Here is a 17,460-nt window from a genome sequence, read left to right on the forward strand (position 1 = left end):
AATAGTGTGGCGACTGACGCGATAATGGTCAGAATAAAAGTACTTTGTTATTGAAATCTAGTGGCGCTGTTATTAGCGTTGTAGCATTTTCAATTACAAGCTACTGGGACTACCTGAACTGGCATCATCATTACAAGTCATGAACAAGCGTGTTGTTCTTCTTGCTAGGTTAGGCTTGGCTTTGGTTATTGCGTTGTCGCATACTTTATTGAGACTAAAAATAGCCTTCGAGTATAATGCTGCGAGAGTTGTCATTGCCATTTCCATTAAAGGTCGTGCTATTACAGCAAGCACAGTATGACAGGGAATAAGAATGCCCGATGCAATCTCAATCTACACCTCAAACCAATAATTGGGTGCGTTGCGATTAGACAATTGAATCGTTTTTAGCGCAAACAAAAAAGATTTATCGTTATGATGAAATATAATTGTTACGATTACAGCAGAGGATTAGCATTAAGAGAGTAAGCACAATAATTGCGTATTTAGTGACAGTTATGCTTAATTAACTAACGACTAGATAATTAAATCATTGATGTGAAAATAAGATTTTTCATTGGATAAACCAGTGAAGTGAATAGTATGTAATTATAATATGTAGTTGAGAATAGTGTATTTTAGGCACTTATTCTCTTTATAAATATGAGATTGTTAATTTAGAACCATATTGGTTCAGATTTTAAGGAGTATTCAGTGGCAGGTGCAAGTTTATTAACATTGCTTGATGATATAGCAACCGTACTTGATGACGTTGCATTGATGACCAAAGTGGCAGCACGCAAAACTGCTGGTGTACTTGGCGATGATCTGGCATTAAATGCTCAACAAGTCTCAGGAGTACGTGCTGAGCGTGAACTACCTGTAGTGTGGGGAGTCGCTAAAGGCTCTTTTAAAAATAAACTAATATTAGTGCCAGCGGCATTATTAATCAGTGCAGTTGCGCCATGGTTAATTATGCCGATGTTATTACTTGGTGGTTTATTTCTGTGTTTTGAAGGCGTAGAAAAAATAGCAGAGAAACTGTTTCATCATTCGCAAGATAGTGATCACGATGCTCAAATAATACCAGATGATGTCGATATAGTTGCTTATGAGAAAGAAAAAATTAAAGGCGCAATAAGAACCGATTTTGTTCTATCTGCTGAAATTATCGTGATTGCGTTAGGCACAGTACAAGATCATCCCTTTTTGACGCAAGCGATTGTTGTGAGTGTCATTGCGGCAGTAATGACAGCAGGTGTTTATGGTATTGTTGCGGGCATAGTGAAACTTGATGATGCAGGGTTATACCTTGTTAATCATAGCAAAGGCGCTGGTTTTAAACGTAGTTTTGGTTCACTACTGGTGAATGTTGCTCCTTATTTAATGAAGGCATTGGCAGTAGTAGGTACTATCGCGATGTTTTTAGTTGGGGGCGGGATTGTTGTCCATAGTATTCCACACGTACATGTTGTGGTTGAGCATCTAGCCCAGCTAATCTCTTTTCCTGGTGCTCATGCTATTGTGCCACCACTATTGAATGGTGTTGTCGGTATTCTTGCTGGAATAGTAGTGCTGGTGGTTGTTAGTTTGATTAATAAAATACGCGGCAAATCAGCACATTAATTACTTCTTTTAGTTGCTGTAAATCATCGTTGTATAAAATTGGAAATGCCAGTGGTATGACTATCACTGGCATTTTTTATGGCTATTTTATGCTATTACCACGTGTATTTAATACCCATACGGTAACGAGTTTGGCGGTTATCGGTATAGCGGCTTTGACTCACATTACCCACTTCTACGAATGGACGCCACATTGTACCTTCAGCTGTTTTGTAGGTGTACATTAAACGGAAGTTATGTAGGTAGTTAGTATCTTTATTATCAAATTGTGGTAGGGCGTCACCTTCCATTTCTTGCCAAATTTGGAATTCATATTGGAAGTCCCAATTATTAGTATTGTAGCCTAGCCAGAAATCAACTTCTTGAATTTTAGAGATATAATTTACCTTATTAAGGTTTGTTTGGTTGTAATCCCAGAACTTCCACTTATAACGACCTTGAACGCGAATACCATTATCAAAGCGGTAATTTAAACGCGCGTAAGGCACATAGACTAAACCTTGTGATGTAAAGTCGAGTGAGAGACCGCCAATACCCATGATATTGTCAGTTAACTTTTTGTAGTAATACGCTGAAAACTCAGAGCCATTCATGGTCATACCATCAAACATGGTATTGAGTTGATCGTTGTTATAACGTGCGTCTAATTCAAAACCAATATTCTTACCCGTATCTAAAAAGGCTTTAATACGATCGCCATGTCGTTGGGTACCATCACGATATTCATGGCGGTATTCAATCGTGGTTTTGTAATCATTGGCATAGCTAAAACTTGTCGCAGACAAAAGAGTGGTCGCAAGGATTACTTTAGTAACAGTGTTCATTGATTGTCCTTAATTATAATGAGTGTTGTTACGCTTGCTCTATCACAAAGAGCAAGCGTTAATTGTTGTCGTTACAGGTATCGCAAATAATCGTTTTGGCTAATGCTATAAATAGGCATTGGCACTATGTGCTGGTACGGTTGTTGGGCGCCAAGGATCACCGGTATGTTCAAGCCATGGAATTAATTCTTCAGTAATTAATTTTTCAATAAGCATTGGGTTCGTGGCGGCAATATTGTCCATTTGATAAGGATCTATCTGATTGTCATGCAGCACATAAGTGAGTGGCTTCCCAATTTTTCGATCAATCATTAAGGTATAACGCTGGGATCGGATTCCACGGCGGCCATATGATTGACCGCCATAAGGCATGAAAGTATAAAATTGTGATGTTGGCTGAATGTCACCATCAATACCGCGTAAAGTATTGGCAAAGTTCGTTCCTTCAACGGTATCTGGAATCAGATCCTCCATGCCCATTAAACCAAGCATGGTTGGGTAAATGTCTGGAGCGGAGAACAGTAGGTCATTCTGCTGTGGGTTAAGCTTGCCCGGCCAACGGAAGATCATTGGAATACGCATCGCTTCGTCATAATGAACATTTTTGGTTGGGTTACCGTTAGATCCCATACAACAACCGTGATCTGAGAAAAACACTACGAGGGTATCTTCAGTAAGATTGAGACGATCTAATTCATCAACAATGCGTCCGAATTGCTCATCAACACCATTAACCATCGCCATATATTCTTTGAAAAATTGCGGCCCATAACCTTCTTGGTAGGCTTTATCCCATTGTACATTTGGGCGGGTATTTAATTGTTGTGACGTTTTACCACTGAAACGATCTAAGTATTTTTGCGGAACTTCGTCGTAAGGCGAGTGAGGTGGATTCATTGATACTACAAGAGTAAATGGTTGATCTTGTTTACGATATTGCCCATTTTCATTACGTAAGTATTTAATCGCAATGTCAGCTTCGTGCTCTGGACTCCATTGATTAATACGTAGCGGTTTATCGCGAGTTGTATCATTAGTCCAATACATTGGCGTCATATGCTTGTCATAGGTGCCATAGGCATACCAGAAATCAAACCCATGGCGACGATCTGGTGCTGTCCAGTCATTCCAATAACGGCCTTCTGCGGGATTATTATAACTGGGCACAAAAGGGGCTTGTGGCGCATCGAGGTGCCATTTACCGATATAACCCATGCTATAGCCTTGTTTTTTTAGAACATCAGACCATGTTAGGGTGCTTTTTTTTAGTTCAATTCCAAAATCTTTACCGCCAAATTGACCTTCAACACCAGTATGGCTGTTTCCCTGAATACCGTTGCGATAAGGATATTGTCCGGTCATTAACATGCCACGGAAGGGAGTACATAGTGGAAAATTAGAGACCGCTTGACGTAATACTGCACTTTGACGAGCAAATTTATCAATATTAGGCGTCATTGATGGATCTTGCTGCATAAAGCCTAATGCTTGAGCTCGAAATTCATCAGGAAAGATGATGACTAAATTCGGTTTTTTTAATGCTTTTTCTGAGCGTGTTTTTGAAGTCGTTGCAGCTTGGGCATAACCTGCAGATAAGGTTGCAGCAACAGCACCACTAGCAGCCATACCTTTCAGTAATCCTCGACGTGATATAGACATCAACAAATCCTTATTAATTGAAAATATATATTATCTGAGCATGAGCTTTTGAATTGCTTCGGATCGTAAGGTAATGAAGGTGTTTTGGCTGTGTTATTGGTCACACAAAAGAGATCGAAAGTAAAATAATGTAATTATTTGCGGTTTGGCTGTAAATCTGAGAGATATGAAATGATATTTTATAAATCTAAGCTATGAATAGTTGGTTTATTTACTTTCGTTCTATATGATAGAAGGACTTACGTAACCTTACGTAACATTTTAGTGAAAGATATCGAAAGAATGTGAAAGAGATCAAAAGTTTTGTCTTGTCGCATTGTGGCTTTGTTTTTTAAGTGTAAGATTATTTCGAAATCAAATGAAAGAGATTTTATTTGATTTCACAAGGAGACAAAAGTGAAAAGTGCAATTGAAAGGCGAATGGAAATCGTCAATGTGGTTAATCTGGAAGGAAAAGCCCGTGTCGAAGATCTCGCTGAAAAATTTAATGTCTCAAGTGTCACCATTCGCAGTGATCTGAGTTTCTTGGAAAAGAATGGTTATGTTGTGCGCTCTCATGGCGCCGCGATTCCTAACTCAGGTGTGATTGCGGAATTAACCATTCATGAAAAGCGGCGGCACAACGCGGGTGTTAAATCACTCCTTGGCCAAGCAGCTGCCAAGCTTATTCATAATGGTGACACCGTGATTCTAGATTCGGGGACAACAACACGCGAAATCGCAGCCAGCCTTAAAAGTATGGAAAATGTTGTTGTCATGACTAATGGTCTGGATGTGGCAATGGAGTTAGCTTCAGCACCTGGTGTTGAAGTGTTAATGTCTGGTGGCGTACTTCGTAAAGAAGCGTTATCTTTTTCAGGCTCACAAGCCGAAGCTGGCCTAAAGAACTTTCGTTTTGATAAAGTTTTTCTAGGTGTTGATGGTTTCGATTTACGAGCAGGTATCACAACACACAGTGAACAAGAAGCAAGTCTGAATCGTTTAATGTGTGAAATTTCTGAACAGGTTATTGCGGTTGCAGACTCTACTAAATTTGGTAAACGTAGCTGCCACATGATTCGTGAGTTCGGAAACATTGATATCTTAGTAACGGATGCAGGTATTCCTGAAGATTATTTAGCTGGTCTTCGAGAAATGAAAGTTGAAGTTATTATTGTAGAAAAAGAGCACTGACTTATTAACTCCATAATCACATCAGAGACTATGATTGTGGAGTTAATTAATGAATACGCTACAAACTCTCGTTCAACGCCATAAAGCAGGCGCTAACAATGGTATTTATGCTGTTTGCTCTGCACATCCGCTGGTAATCGAAGCAGCATTTTCTCAGGCGTTGGATGACAATTCAGTTTTATTAATAGAAGCAACGTCAAATCAAGTGGATCAATTTGGTGGTTACACTGGAATGACACCGATTGATTTTCGTGAGTTTGTATTAGCAAAGGCTGAACAATTTAATTTTCCTACCGACAATCTTATTCTAGGTGGTGATCATTTAGGCCCTAATCGTTGGCAGCATCTTCTTGCTGAAGAAGCAATGTTGCATGCCGATGATTTAATTGCAGCTTATGTTGCTGCTGGCTTTAAAAAAATTCACTTAGATTGCAGTATGTCCTGCGCCGATGATCCTATCCCATTATCTGATGAAATTGTAGCTAACCGTGCAGCTCGTTTAGGTGCTATTGCTGAAAAAACCGCGATAGCAACTTTTGGCTATAGCGATTTAGTGTACGTCATTGGAACTGAAGTTCCTGTTCCTGGTGGTGCCGCTGAAACGTTAAATACGATTGAAGTTACTTCACCGCAAGCAGCAATGAAAACAATCGAAACCCATCGTTGTGCATTTGCCGCCGCAAATATCGCAGATTGTTGGACGCGAGTCATTGGTCTTGTGGTTCAACCTGGGGTTGAGTTTGATCACACTGGTGTTATTGATTATTGCTCAGAAAAAGCTAATGCATTAAGTGGTGTCATTGATAATTTTCCTCATATGGTGTTTGAAGCCCATTCGACTGATTACCAAACTCATGCGGCTTATCGTCAATTAGTTCGTGATCATTTCGCTATTTTGAAAGTCGGTCCTGCACTGACATTTGCGATGCGTGAAGCGCTATTCAATTTATGTGAAATTGAAGCTGAGATTATACCTAAAGCGCATTGTTCTAATTTACGTGAGCGTATTGAAGCGCAAATGTGTGAAGCCCCACAGCATTGGCAAAAATATTATCACGGTAATGAGGCTGAACAACGTTTTTCACGCTGTTTTAGTTTCAGTGATCGTATGCGTTATTACTGGCCTGATAGTGTTATTAATCAGGCTCAAGAAACGTTATTTAGAAATTTATCTCGGGTTGATATTCCATTACCCCTTCTTAGTCAATATATGCCACAACAATTCCAACATCTGCGTGAAGGTTTGATTACAGCAGACCCTAAAGCATTGGTATTAGACACTATTCGTCAAGTTTTACGTGCTTATTCTCAAGCGTGTACTGAAAAATTAATCGCAGAGGTTTAAATATATGGAACAGTATTTAGGTTATTCAGAAGCAGAACTACAACGCTTATCGGGTTATTGGACAGCGAAAGAAATCAATCAACAACCAGATTGCTGGGCACAAACGGCAGCAATTACACGTGAGTGTGAAGCTCAAATTAAACGCTTTATGGATAATGTTTATAGTCACTCAAACTTGCGTATTGTTTTGACTGGTGCTGGTACATCTGCCTTCGCTGGACGTGCATTAGCTCTAGGGCTTTCGCAGCGTTTACAACGTCGAATTGAAGCTATTTCAACCACTGATATTGTGTCAAACCCTAACCAGTGCTTTGCCGAAAATATTCCAACATTGCTAGTGTCGTTTGCGCGTTCTGGTAACAGTCCTGAAAGTGTGGCTGCGGTTGAATTAGCTAATCAAACATTAACTCAGTGTTTTCATTTGGTGTTGACCTGTAATGCTGACGGTAAGTTGTACAAATGTTGCAATAAAGATAAGCAATCACTTGCACTTTTAATGCCTGCGGAAACGAATGATCAATCTTTTGCCATGACATCAAGCTTTTCATCAATGATGCTAGCTGCTTTTTCGATATTAATGTATGGGAACGATTACACGAAAGATATCGAAAGCATTTGTAAGTGTTCTGTGGGTTTGATCAAAGATTTAAACGCACAAATAAAGGATACTGCTAACCAGGAACTAGAGCGGGTTATTTATTTAGGCAGTGGTGGTTTACAAGGTTTAGCTCAAGAATCTGCATTGAAATTACTTGAGTTAACTGCCGGTAAAGTTGTAGCGACTTACGACTCACCATTAGGGTTCCGCCATGGGCCAAAATCAATTGTAAATCAAGAGACTATGATTGTGGTGTTTATCAGTAATGATCCATACACCCGTAAATATGACCTTGATTTATTAGCTGAAATTTGTCGCGATAACATTGCTGCTCGAGTAGTAGCGATTACGGCACAAGCGGATGAGATTGAAACGCGCGCTGATGTTATTTGCGTTCCAGGCATGGAAGCTGCGACGGATGTTGAATTACTTTTCCCTTATATGTTGTATGCACAAATGTACTCTTTTCATCGTGCATTAGCGTTAGGGAATACACCTGATAACCCATGTCCTACTGGTGAAGTTAACCGTGTAGTGCAAGGGGTAACTATCCATAAATTACATAACAATTTTAAATAATTACGAAAGGTAGAACAATCATGACAACGCCAAACATTGTATGGACACGAATTGATGAACGTTTGTTACATGGTCAAATTCGTATTACTTGGGGTAAACACTCAGGCGCTAACCTTATTTTAGTCGCTAATGATGACGCTGCTGAAGGCCCTAATGCAGCTTTTATGCAAGCAGGTATGAAGGCATCTGCGGGCGGGGAATATGCAGTACGTTTTTTCTCAATCCAAAAAACAATTGATGTGATTAGCAAAGCATCACCCCAACAAAAGGTCTTTATTCTGTGTAATAACCCAACGGATGTTGCACGTTTAGTCGAAGGCGGCGTACCAATTACTCATTGTAATGTCGGTAATATGCATTATCACGAAGGTAAGCGTCAGATTAATAAAACAGTTTCTGTTGATGCAAAAGATATTGACGCTTTTGAGCGTATGGTAGCAAAAGGAGTGACTTGTACGATTCAAAACACTCCAGATCAAAAACCAATCAATGTACTTGAACTGGCTACAAGCGCCGCTTAATCGCGATAGTCAAACTCCAAACGTGTAAAAAGGAATAGATCATGTTTTTAGAAGCTGCGTTAGTAGCGGTTTGGGCCTTCTTTTGTGGTATCGATAAATACGATGTTGCATTGAATATCCACCGTCCACTTATTACAGGTCCTGTTGTGGGCTTGATCATGGGTGATATGCAAATTGGTTTGATTGCAGGTGCTACTTTAGAACTTGCTTGGTTAGGTCTAGTTCCTAACGCGGGTGCTCAGCCACCAGATGTGACATTAGGTACGATTGCTGCGGTTGCCTTTGCAGTGATGACAGGTCAATCAGCTGAAGTCGCGATGGGTGTGGGTATGCCAATTGCGGTAATGATGCAGATGTTGGTTATCGGCTTCTTTGCAATGACATCATTCACTATGGGTAAAGCGGATCGCTTTGCTGAACGAGGTGATTCATCAGGCATCGATAAACTATTAATTATAACCATTTTACTGCGTGCCATGCTGTATGCCTCGGTTGCCTTTGTAACGGTTTACTTTGGTGAACATGCTGCAACCTGGATTGATGAAAATGCACCTAAAGCACTACTAACTGGTTTAGGTATTGGTGCCAAGATGGTTCCTGCGATTGGTTTCGCAATGTTGTTGAAAATCATGTGGTCAAAAGAAGTGGCAGGTGTGTTCTTCATTGGCTTCGTAATGACAACCTACTTAAAACTACCAATTATGGCTGTCGCAATTATCGGCGCCTCAATTGCAGCACTGTACTACTTCTTTAGCGGTTCAAACAACGGTGGCTCTAACAATAAACCTGGAGAATTTGAAGATGGCATCTGATATCACAGCGGGAACACTTCGCGATAAAAACACGGAAGAACATGTAAATTTGGTTGATGATATCGATGCGTATGAAGATACCACACCACGTAAAGTGATTACCAAGAAAGACCTCTGGATGTGTTCAATCCGCGGTTTATTCATGGAAGGTAACTTTAACTTTGAACGTATGCAAGCGGGTGGTTTTGCTTACTCGATTATTCCGGCACTTAAAAAGATCCATGGTGATAACAAAGCTGATTTAGCCAAGGCACTAAAGAACCACCTGCAGTTTTTTAATGCTTCACCTAAGCTGTTTACCTTCTTATTAGGTACAGCGATTGCGATGGAAGAGAACAAAGAAAAACCATCAACTGTTAACGTAATGAAAGTTGCTGGTATGGGACCAACAGGTGGTATCGGTGACGCTATCGACCACATGACATTGATGCCATTAACGTTAGCGTTAGGTGCTTCAATCGCAATGGAAGGCTCTATTGCAGGTCCATTTGTATTCTTCTTCTTGTACCAAATTGTTCACTTTGCGGTTTACTTTGGTTTGATGTTCATGGGCTATAAAGCGGGTACTGCCGCGATGGTTAACATGAGTGATTCAACTGAGAAACTGGCTAAAGCGGCCAATATTATGGGTATCTTTGTTATTGGTGCGCTCTCCGCGACCTTTATTAAGGTGCAGACCACCCTCAGTCTCGAACTGGGGGGAAAGGTGGTGGACTTGCAGACCGCATTATTTGACAAAGTAATGCCGAATATTCTGCCACTGATGTTGGTGTTCTTCATGCTTAAGATGGTGAAAGGCACTGGATTCTGGGCTAAGCCACCAGTATTGATTTTCAGCACACTTGCTGCAGGCGTTGTTGGTCACATGTTGGGTATTTTGTAATAACACCATCGTTTAGTAGTGATGAGAACCATCATTAATAATCTCAAGGGGGACAGCGCTCCCCCTTATTTTCAAGGAAAGAATCATGATTGGTATCGTTGTTTCAGGTCATATTAACTTTGCATCAGGCATGGAATCTGCCGTATTAGCGATTGCTGGTGAACAACAGCAAATGGCGTATGTTGATTTCGTTGAAACTATGTCAACTGATGAGCTAGAGCTAGCTTTACGTCAAGCAGCAAAAGATGTTGATAGCGGTGATGGAGTATTGTTTTTAACTGATATTCCAGGTGGATCTCCTGCTAATCGTGCGTTAGCAATACTGATGGATACGCCGAATGTTGAACTTATTGGTGGTGCTAATTTACCCATGATTGCCAATGCTGCATTTGAGCGTGATGATGCAGATTTAACTGAACTTGTAGATACTTTGCTTGATATTGGTATGTCATGCATGAAAGACATGCGTCGTGAACTTAATAGCATGATGACGCAATCGGCTGAACTTGAATGTGAAGACGGACTGTAATTATGCGCTTTGCACTTCATCCACAACGTATATTCACCCCCACTGGGATTCGCTATAACCACTATGTAGTAGTGAATAACGGCAAGGTTGAAAGCATCACTGATAGTCAACCTTTTGATTGTGAAGTGATTGAATTAGATGGTCAAACATTAGTCCCCGGTTTTATTGATATTCATATTCATGGTCGTGCGGGTGCTGATGTAATGGATGCCACTCCGCAAGCATTACAAACGATAGCACAAGCATTGCCAGCGACAGGAGTCGTGGCGTGGGTTGGAACAACAGTAACTGCACCTTGGCAAGATATTGTCTCAGCCTTACAGCAAGTACGGCACTTTTGTGAGCAACCACAGCAACAAGGCGCAAGGTTATTAGGCGGTTTTCTGGAAGGGCCTTATTTTACGGAGACTCATCGCGGCTCACACCCAACTCAATATTTAACAGCGCCAACCATTGCGGCGTTAGCAGAATTAAAAGAAGTTGCTGCAGATTCATTATTACGCGTAGCCCTTGCACCTGAATATGACGGTGCTAATGAAGCCATTCAATGGCTAACTGCTAACGGTATTAAAACCTCGATTGCACATACGAATGCTAATTTTGAACAAGTGACCCAAGCACATCAACACGGTGCTGATTGTGGAGTGCATTTATTTAACGGTATGAGTGGCTTGCATCATCGAGAGCCAGGCTGTGCTGGTGCTGTTCTGTATCACGATATGTTAGTTGAACTGATTGCTGATGGTATTCATGTACATCCAGTAATGATGCAACTTGCTTATCGAATCAAGGGTTATCAGGGCATGGCATTAATCACTGATTGTATGCGTGCTGGTGGGCTTGATGATGGTAAGTACCAACTTGGCGCGCAGATGGTTAACGTCATCAATGGTGAGGCTCGTACTGACGATGGTTCACTTGCAGGTAGCACTTGTAGTTTAGATCAAGCGATTCGAAATATGATTTTGTTAGCCAATGTGCCTGAATGGGAAGCTATCCAGATGGCAACAATGGTACCTGCAAAATATTTAGGTATTGATCATCAACTAGGTTCGATAGCAACGGGATATAACGCCAGCTTTGCAGTACTTAATTCTCAATTTGAAATTCAAGCAACCTTAATCGACGGTGAGTGGTATTACCCAACATCGCATTAATAATAATTCGTAATCATTCACACCTTAGTTAAGTGTTGTGAGTAATGTAATGATTTAAGAGGTTTTTCATGGAAATTCGTCAACCAATTCATAGTCAGCATGCCAAGCAATTAGACACTGCAGGTATTCGTGAGCAGTTCTTAATTGAAAATATGTTTCAAGAAGGTGAGATCAACCTTACTTACAGTCATATTGATCGCATCATTGTTGGTGCAGCTGTACCGACAACGAGTGCGATTGCTTTTGAAGGTGGTAAAGAGATCGGGGTTGATTACTTTTTGCAACGTCGTGAGTTAGGCATTATCAATATTGGTGCTCCTGGCTTAGTGATTGTTGATGGCGAAACCTTTGAAATTGGATCGCGTGAAGCTATTTATGTTGGTATGGGCGCACAAGATATTCGTTTTGAAAGTGTGGTTGCTAATAATCCAGCTCGCTTTTACTTAAATTGCGCGCCTGCTCATCATAGCTACCCAACCCGTAAAATTACTCGTGAAGAAGCATCACCAGAGCAAATTGGTAGCCAAGAAAACTGTAACGTTCGTACTATTTATAAATATTTGCACCCATCTGTATTACCGACTTGCCAGCTACTAATGGGCATGACTGAACTCGCACCTGGTAGTTTGTGGAATACCATGCCATGTCATACGCATGAGCGTCGTATGGAAGTGTATTTGTACTTTGATATGAGCCAAGACAACATCGTGTTCCATTATATGGGCGAGCCACAAGAAACCCGTCATATCGTGGTGCGTAATGAACAAGCTGTGATCAGTCCAAGCTGGTCAATTCACTCTGGAGTGGGCACTGCGGCCTATACCTTTATTTGGGGTATGGTCGGTGAAAACCAAACTTTCCACGATATGGATCATGTCGCGATGAGCGATCTTAAATAAGCCGTTGTGGTTAATTATTAATGAATTTAGCTGGTAACGCAGGCAGTGATTGTCAGCGTTATTATACAAGGATAGAACTCGATGAAGATGTTTGATTTAAGCGGTAAAGTTGCGATTGTAACTGGTTGTAATACAGGCCTTGGCCAAGGTATGGCACTTGGACTTGCAAAAGCTGGGGCAAATATTGTTGGTATCGGCCATCAAGAAGCACCTGAAACCCAAGCACAAGTTGAAGCACTAGGACGTAAATTTCACTACATCACTGCCAATTTAATGCAGCAAGATAAGCTTGAAAGTATTGTTGCAGAAGCGGTTGAAGTAATGGGAAGTGTTGATATTTTAATTAACAACGCCGGCATTATTCGTCGTGAAGACTTACTTAAATTCTCTGAAAGTGATTGGGATGATGTGATTAACATTAACCAAAAAACCTTGTTCTTCTTATCCCAAGCCGTTGCTAAACGTTTTGTTGAGCAAGGTAATGGCGGCAAGATCATTAATATCGCGTCAATGCTGTCTTACCAAGGTGGTATTCGCGTACCGTCATACACCGCGAGTAAATCAGCAGTAATGGGCCTAACCCGTGCATTAGCGACTGAATTAGCTGAGTATAATATCAACGTTAATGCGATAGCACCTGGTTATATGGCGACAGACAATACAATCGCACTGCGTGCAGATGCTGAGCGTAATGCAGCGATCCTAGAGCGTATTCCTGCCAATCGTTGGGGCTTACCCTCTGATTTGGAAGGTCCAGCGGTCTTTTTAGCATCAAGTGCTAGTGATTACATTAATGGTTATACCATCGCTGTTGATGGCGGTTGGTTAGCACGCTAAGGAGAGCTGCTCATGACAACATTAGGTTCAAAAGAAACGATTTTAGCAGCAATGAAGCGAGTCTATCGTTACCAAGCGCAAAACCAAACTCGCAGCGTGGTACGTCGCAGTGGTAAAACGCGTTTTATTAAAGATACCGACTGGGAACGTGGCGTGTTTTGGTCGTGTGTCTCAGCGGCATGGTTAGCGACTGATGATAATGAATATCTTGATGGGGTGATGAATTATACCCTCCATACGGGATTCCGTACTGGGCCGAATGATCGTTTTGCTGATGATCATATTTGTTGTCAAGCCTACCTTGATATTTACCCATTAGTTGATCAAATTGAAGCATTAGAGCCAACCATTAAAGCCTTGGATCTTATGGTTGAAAACCCACAGCTTGGTCGTAAAGATTGGTGGTGGTGTGATTCATTATTTATGGCCCCACCTGCATTTGCTGCGTTAACTCAGCGTACTGGAGATAGTAAATATCTTGATTATATGAATACGGCATTTTGGGATTCCGTTGAGCATCTACTCGATCCTGAAACAGGTCTATTCTACCGTGATTATCGTTATATTCCTGATGGCAATGGTGGCGAGTTACGTGAAGCCAATGGCAATAAAGTTTTCTGGAGCCGCGGTATTGGTTGGGTATTAGCCGCTATACCACGCTTATTAGCGCGTATGCCTGAAGATTATCCTCATCGCGATAAATATTTAGCATTATTTACTGCGCTTGCTGCTGAAGTGATTAAGTATCAACAAGCCGATGGTTTTTGGCGTACAAGCTTGCTTGATCCTGAAAACTTCCCGGCACCAGAAAGCAGTGCGACTGCACTATTCTGTTATGGCTTAGGGTGGGGTATTAAGCAAGGCCACCTTGATGCTGAAACGTATATGCCAGTGGTTGAAACATCATGGGCTGCATTACAAACCTGTATTCACGATAATGGCATGATGGGTTGGGTACAATTACCCGCTTTCAATCCTCGTGATGTCGCGTTTGAGCATAATATTGATTACGGTGCAGGGGCTTTCTTATTAGCTGCAACCGCAGTCGCTGATTTAGTGTCATAAATAATAATAACGTCAATGTGAGTTGGTGAAAAAGCGAGGTTATGTTAAGCCGATTTGCTCGTCAGATCGGCTTTTTTATATCTAAAAAACAATAAATAAGGATATTTTAATGAATAAGTTAGTCATGATTGCTACCGCGACTATTACGGTGATGGCTAGTTATAATGTCGTTGCTGAAACAGTTGTACCTAAGTCTGCAATATATAATATTAACCATACCGAAATCGCGCCCGTTATTGATGGTATTGCGCATGATAATGAATGGAAGTCAGCACAAGCGTTAACAGCTTTCAGCTTTCCTTGGCGTGATACTCCAGCTCCTGCAACAGAATTTAAAGCATTATGGCATGCTGAGACACTCTATTTTCAATACACAGTGACGGATAAGAAGGTTGCAATAGGGACTGATCCTGAGCGGGCGATTTTAGACTCCGATAGAGTCGAGATATTCCTTGCTAAAGATGCGGAATTATCGCGTTATTACACCATGGAAATTGATCCTAAAGCACGAGTATTTAGTGCACAAGCAAGCTATGACATGGTGAATAAAAAGCGTGCGTCACTTGATAGTAATTGGACATGGAAAGGATTAGAAACTAAAGCCAGCCTAACTGACAGTGGTTATATTGTTGAAGGTAAACTGCCATTGCAGACATTAACAGATTTATCGCTATGGCAAAATAAACAACAAACACAGCTATTGTGTGCATTAATGCGAGCTGAGTTTACTCAACAAGCCGACGGTAAGTTAGATATGGGTTGGATGACATGGGTTGATCCTAAAACACCGACACCAAACTTTCATAATCCACAAACATTTGGTAGCTGTCGTTTAGTGAAGTAATTGCTTTAAAAGAAAATCACGGTAGTTAAAAAAGGTTTATGCCAGTATTTAGATAATACGGTGTAGGCCTTTTTTTATTTTAGGTTGATGTTTTTTATCCTTAACCGTTAGCTTTTAGGCGTGAAGGGCTGCAAATATTGGGATAATCACTAAACTCTGTGAGATAATACTTGGCTAAGGTATAAATCGGCCAAGATTAGGGCTAGATTTATTCTCTCCGAGATATTTTTATTGTATTCCCAATCGAGTTAGTGGACTTAATGATACGTATTAATGAAGTTAAATTACCGTTAGATCATAGTGAAGTCGCTTTACATGATTTTGTCATCAACAAGTTATCGATAAATAAAGATCAATTGGTTGATATTCATGTTTTTAAACGAGGCTACGATGCCCGTAAAAAGAATGATATCTATCTTATTTATACTTTAGATATCACCTTGAAAGATGTTGATGAAGAGCAATTACTAACGACATTTGCTGACGATCATCAGGTGAAAAAATCACCAGATACTAGCTATAAATATGTTGCTCAAGCACCTGAAAACTTAACCGAGCGTCCAATTGTTATTGGTATGGGTCCATGTGGTTTATTTACTGGACTTATTCTCGCGCAGATGGGATTTAAACCTATTATTCTAGAACGTGGAAAATCAGTACATGAGCGTGCTAAAGATACTTTCCGTTTTTGGCGTACGCGCGAGCTCAACACTGAATCAAATGTTCAATTTGGTGAAGGTGGTGCTGGTACATTCTCTGATGGTAAATTATATAGCCAAGTGAAAGATCCTCGTTTCCTAGGGCTTAAAGTAAAACAAGAATTTGTTGCAGCGGGCGCACCGGCTGAAATTATTTATGTGAGTAAGCCTCATATTGGTACCTATAAATTGGTAACAATGGTTGAAAAGATGCGCCGTAAAATCATTGAGCTTGGCGGTGAAATTCGTTTCGAAACCCGTGTTGAAGAAATCAATATTGATGATAATCAAGTGACTGGCGTGACATTATCAACCGGTGAAGTGATTCCATCAAAACACGTAGCATTAGCTATTGGTCATAGTGCGCGCGACACCTTTAAGATGTTGCACGATAAAGGTGTTCATCTTGCGGCGCAATCATTCTCAGTTGGTTTCCGTATTGAACATAAACAAGAAATGATTGATACGGTACGTTTTGGTAAAAATGCAGGTCATCCATTGCTTGGCGCCGCTGATTATAAACTGGTTCACCACTGTAAAAATGGTCGTTCAGTTTATAGTTTCTGTATGTGCCCTGGCGGCGTGGTTGTTGCTGCGACATCAGAGCTTGAATCAGTGGTAACTAATGGTATGAGTCAGTACTCACGCAGTGAGCGTAATGCTAATAGTGCGATTGTCGTTGGTATCTCACCGGAAGATTTTGCTAATGATCCAATGCAAGGTATTGCACTACAGCGTCAGTTAGAGCGTAATGCTTATATTCTTGGCGGTAGCAGCTATGATGCGCCTGCACAATGTGTAGGTGATTTCTTAGCGGGTAAAACGGTTAGTCAGATGGGCGATGTTGAACCATCTTACAAACCTAATGTTAAATTGACTGATCTAAGCACGAGTTTGCCGGCTTATGCGATTGAAGCTATCCGTGAGGCATTACCTGCGTTTAATAAAAAGATCAAAGGTTTCTCAAATGCCGATAGCATGCTAACAGGTGTTGAAACTCGTACATCTTCGCCGGTACAAATTAAGCGTGGTAAAGACTTCCAAAGCATTAATACCAAGGGGTTATATCCTGGTGGTGAAGGTGCTGGTTATGCTGGTGGTATTTTATCTGCGGGTATCGACGGTATTAAAGTTGCCGAAGCTATCGCACTTGATATGTTAAATGCGTAATTAGTTAAATATAGAGGTGTGATAACAACGAATCCGTGTTTGTTATTGCACCTTTTATTCTCGCTCAGCTACCTTGTTGTTATCTTTTTTAGCTTCGCTTCTCATCCTCATTTATTTTCACATCTGTAAAAGAATCGACCAGCAGAACATTTGCTAATTACACGACAGCTGTAATTTTAATGGTTAGTTTGTAAAGTAAAAAAGTGTAATGTCAAAAAAACGACAGTTTTAGTATTATTGATAAGAATATTAATTAATACCA

17 protein-coding genes are annotated in these 17,460 nt (G+C 40.7%); 14 read left to right on the forward strand and 3 right to left on the reverse strand.

The window, feature by feature from the left end:
- Positions 1-93: 93 nt before the first annotated feature.
- Entirely contained in the window at positions 94-255 is a 162-nt protein-coding gene (locus C0W29_RS21610; RefSeq protein WP_155395126.1) for a hypothetical protein, read from the reverse strand.
- A gap of 438 nt (positions 256-693) precedes the next feature.
- On the opposite strand from C0W29_RS21610, the gene C0W29_RS03035 reads away from it, so the two are divergent.
- Entirely contained in the window at positions 694-1,605 is a 912-nt protein-coding gene (locus tag C0W29_RS03035) for a DUF808 domain-containing protein (RefSeq protein WP_045042198.1), read from the forward strand.
- A 95-nt stretch (positions 1,606-1,700) separates the two neighbouring features.
- Here the strand turns inward: C0W29_RS03035 and C0W29_RS03040 are convergent, their stop codons facing one another.
- Positions 1,701-2,429, reverse strand: a complete 729-nt coding sequence (locus tag C0W29_RS03040) for an oligogalacturonate-specific porin KdgM family protein (protein WP_045042197.1) — start codon at positions 2,427-2,429, stop codon at positions 1,701-1,703.
- A 105-nt stretch (positions 2,430-2,534) separates the two neighbouring features.
- A complete protein-coding gene (locus tag C0W29_RS03045) occupies positions 2,535-4,088 on the reverse strand; it encodes a sulfatase family protein (RefSeq protein WP_045045081.1) in 1,554 nt (517 codons plus the stop codon).
- 396 nt (positions 4,089-4,484) lie between these two features.
- On the opposite strand from C0W29_RS03045, the gene agaR reads away from it, so the two are divergent.
- The 13 genes from agaR (at position 4,485) to C0W29_RS03110 (ending at position 17,198) form a co-directional block, all read left to right on the forward strand.
- Entirely contained in the window at positions 4,485-5,261 is a 777-nt protein-coding gene (gene agaR, locus C0W29_RS03050) for a transcriptional repressor AgaR (RefSeq protein WP_036791998.1), read from the forward strand.
- 49 nt (positions 5,262-5,310) lie between these two features.
- Entirely contained in the window at positions 5,311-6,606 is a 1,296-nt protein-coding gene (gene kbaZ / locus C0W29_RS03055) for a tagatose-bisphosphate aldolase subunit KbaZ (RefSeq protein WP_045045080.1), read from the forward strand.
- A gap of 4 nt (positions 6,607-6,610) precedes the next feature.
- Complete coding sequence (locus C0W29_RS03060; protein ID WP_045042195.1) at positions 6,611-7,783, forward strand: SIS domain-containing protein; 1,173 nt, start codon at positions 6,611-6,613, stop codon at positions 7,781-7,783.
- Positions 7,784-7,803: 20 nt separating this feature from the next.
- Positions 7,804-8,304 (forward strand): PTS N-acetylgalactosamine transporter subunit IIB, encoded by a 501-nt coding sequence (gene agaV, locus C0W29_RS03065; protein ID WP_036792004.1) that lies wholly within the window; start codon positions 7,804-7,806, stop codon positions 8,302-8,304.
- Between the two features lie 41 nt (positions 8,305-8,345).
- Positions 8,346-9,116, forward strand: a complete 771-nt coding sequence (gene agaW, locus C0W29_RS03070) for a PTS N-acetylgalactosamine transporter subunit IIC (protein ID WP_045042194.1) — start codon at positions 8,346-8,348, stop codon at positions 9,114-9,116.
- Entirely contained in the window at positions 9,106-9,999 is an 894-nt protein-coding gene (locus tag C0W29_RS03075) for a PTS system mannose/fructose/sorbose family transporter subunit IID (RefSeq protein ID WP_036792011.1), read from the forward strand. Before agaW ends, C0W29_RS03075 begins: the two co-directional genes overlap by 11 nt.
- An 85-nt stretch (positions 10,000-10,084) precedes the next feature.
- Entirely contained in the window at positions 10,085-10,528 is a 444-nt protein-coding gene (gene agaF, locus C0W29_RS03080; RefSeq protein WP_036792013.1) for a PTS galactosamine/N-acetylgalactosamine transporter subunit IIA, read from the forward strand.
- 2 nt (positions 10,529-10,530) lie between these two features.
- Entirely contained in the window at positions 10,531-11,685 is a 1,155-nt protein-coding gene (nagA, locus tag C0W29_RS03085; RefSeq protein WP_045045079.1) for an N-acetylglucosamine-6-phosphate deacetylase, read from the forward strand.
- 68 nt (positions 11,686-11,753) lie between these two features.
- Positions 11,754-12,584 carry a 5-dehydro-4-deoxy-D-glucuronate isomerase gene (kduI, locus tag C0W29_RS03090; protein ID WP_045042193.1) on the forward strand — a complete coding sequence of 277 codons (831 nt, stop codon included), beginning with the start codon at positions 11,754-11,756 and terminating at the stop codon, positions 12,582-12,584.
- An 81-nt stretch (positions 12,585-12,665) separates the two neighbouring features.
- A complete protein-coding gene (kduD, locus tag C0W29_RS03095; protein ID WP_045042192.1) occupies positions 12,666-13,421 on the forward strand; it encodes a 2-dehydro-3-deoxy-D-gluconate 5-dehydrogenase KduD in 756 nt (251 codons plus the stop codon).
- Positions 13,422-13,433: 12 nt separating this feature from the next.
- A complete protein-coding gene (locus C0W29_RS03100) occupies positions 13,434-14,486 on the forward strand; it encodes a glycoside hydrolase family 88/105 protein (protein ID WP_045042191.1) in 1,053 nt (350 codons plus the stop codon).
- A gap of 109 nt (positions 14,487-14,595) precedes the next feature.
- Positions 14,596-15,330 (forward strand): carbohydrate-binding family 9-like protein, encoded by a 735-nt coding sequence (locus C0W29_RS03105; RefSeq protein WP_045045078.1) that lies wholly within the window; start codon positions 14,596-14,598, stop codon positions 15,328-15,330.
- A 260-nt stretch (positions 15,331-15,590) separates the two neighbouring features.
- Positions 15,591-17,198 carry an NAD(P)/FAD-dependent oxidoreductase gene (locus C0W29_RS03110; protein ID WP_045042189.1) on the forward strand — a complete coding sequence of 536 codons (1,608 nt, stop codon included), beginning with the start codon at positions 15,591-15,593 and terminating at the stop codon, positions 17,196-17,198.
- Positions 17,199-17,460: the final 262 nt, after the last annotated feature.

Origin of the sequence: Photobacterium kishitanii (genome assembly GCF_003026355.1) — a bacterium.
In the GTDB taxonomy this organism is placed as follows: domain Bacteria; phylum Pseudomonadota; class Gammaproteobacteria; order Enterobacterales; family Vibrionaceae; genus Photobacterium; species Photobacterium kishitanii.

Bases quoted from the DNA above. Each gene is read 5' to 3' on its own strand.
- agaF (WP_036792013.1), top strand. From the start codon at position 10,085: ATGATTGGTATCGTTGTTTCAGGTCATATTAACTTTGCATCAGGCATG.
- kbaZ (WP_045045080.1), top strand. From the start codon at position 5,311: ATGAATACGCTACAAACTCTCGTTCAACGCCATAAAGCAGGCGCTAAC.
- agaV (WP_036792004.1), top strand. From the start codon at position 7,804: ATGACAACGCCAAACATTGTATGGACACGAATTGATGAACGTTTGTTA.
- nagA (WP_045045079.1), top strand. From the start codon at position 10,531: ATGCGCTTTGCACTTCATCCACAACGTATATTCACCCCCACTGGGATT.
- C0W29_RS03075 (WP_036792011.1), top strand. From the start codon at position 9,106: ATGGCATCTGATATCACAGCGGGAACACTTCGCGATAAAAACACGGAA.
- C0W29_RS03045 (WP_045045081.1), bottom strand. From the start codon at position 4,088: ATGTCTATATCACGTCGAGGATTACTGAAAGGTATGGCTGCTAGTGGT.
- kduD (WP_045042192.1), top strand. From the start codon at position 12,666: ATGAAGATGTTTGATTTAAGCGGTAAAGTTGCGATTGTAACTGGTTGT.
- C0W29_RS03100 (WP_045042191.1), top strand. From the start codon at position 13,434: ATGACAACATTAGGTTCAAAAGAAACGATTTTAGCAGCAATGAAGCGA.
- kduI (WP_045042193.1), top strand. From the start codon at position 11,754: ATGGAAATTCGTCAACCAATTCATAGTCAGCATGCCAAGCAATTAGAC.
- C0W29_RS03105 (WP_045045078.1), top strand. From the start codon at position 14,596: ATGAATAAGTTAGTCATGATTGCTACCGCGACTATTACGGTGATGGCT.
- C0W29_RS21610 (WP_155395126.1), bottom strand. From the start codon at position 255: ATGACAACTCTCGCAGCATTATACTCGAAGGCTATTTTTAGTCTCAAT.
- agaW (WP_045042194.1), top strand. From the start codon at position 8,346: ATGTTTTTAGAAGCTGCGTTAGTAGCGGTTTGGGCCTTCTTTTGTGGT.
- C0W29_RS03060 (WP_045042195.1), top strand. From the start codon at position 6,611: ATGGAACAGTATTTAGGTTATTCAGAAGCAGAACTACAACGCTTATCG.
- C0W29_RS03110 (WP_045042189.1), top strand. From the start codon at position 15,591: ATGATACGTATTAATGAAGTTAAATTACCGTTAGATCATAGTGAAGTC.
- C0W29_RS03040 (WP_045042197.1), bottom strand. From the start codon at position 2,429: ATGAACACTGTTACTAAAGTAATCCTTGCGACCACTCTTTTGTCTGCG.